The sequence below is a fragment of the Kitasatospora saccharophila genome (assembly GCF_039529925.1).
Classification (GTDB): Bacteria; Actinomycetota; Actinomycetes; order Streptomycetales; family Streptomycetaceae; genus Kitasatospora; species Kitasatospora saccharophila.
On sequence record NZ_BAAANS010000178.1, the window covers coordinates 1 to 651 of the forward strand.

Sequence of the window (651 nt, forward strand, 5' to 3'; positions counted from 1 at the left end):
CTTGCGCCACCAGCCGGTTGTCGCCGGTGAGCAGGACGGGGCGCAGGCCCAGGGCGCGCAGTTCGGCGATCGCCTCCGCGCTGCTCGGCTTCACCGCATCGGCGACCTCAAGGACGGCCCGGGCCGTCCCGTCCCAGCCGACCGCGATCGCGGTCCGCCCGGCCCGCTCGGCCGCGGCCTTCGCCGCCAGCAGCCCGGCCGGCAGGTGCTGCGCCCAGTCGGCGAGCAGTGCCTCGCGCCCGGCGACCACCGCGTGCCCCTCCACCACGCCCTGCACGCCCAGGCCGGGGACGTTCTCGAAGTCCTCGACGGCGGGCAGGTCGCCGAACCGCTCCTGTGCGGCGGTGGCGACGGCTTGGGCGATGGGGTGTTCGGAGGCGTGTTCCAGGGCGCCGGTCAGCCGCAGTGCTTCGTCCTGGGTGGTGTCTTCGGTGGTGTGGACGGCGAGCAGGGTCATTCGGCCGGTGGTGACGGTGCCGGTCTTGTCGAGGACGACGGTGTCGGCTTTGCGGGTGTTCTCCAGCACTTCCGGGCCCTTGATCAGGATGCCGAGCTGGGCGCCGCGTCCGGTGCCGACCAGCAGGGCGGTGGGGGTGGCCAGGCCGAGGGCGCACGGGCAGGCGATGATCAGCACCGCCACGGCCGCGGTGA

Annotated in this window: 1 protein-coding gene; it reads right to left on the reverse strand. The window is 74.3% G+C overall.

Annotation, left to right across the window (positions count from 1 at the left end; translation table 11 throughout):
- On the reverse strand, positions 1-651 hold a 651-nt coding region (locus ABD345_RS40050; RefSeq protein WP_344559770.1), incomplete at both ends, for an HAD-IC family P-type ATPase.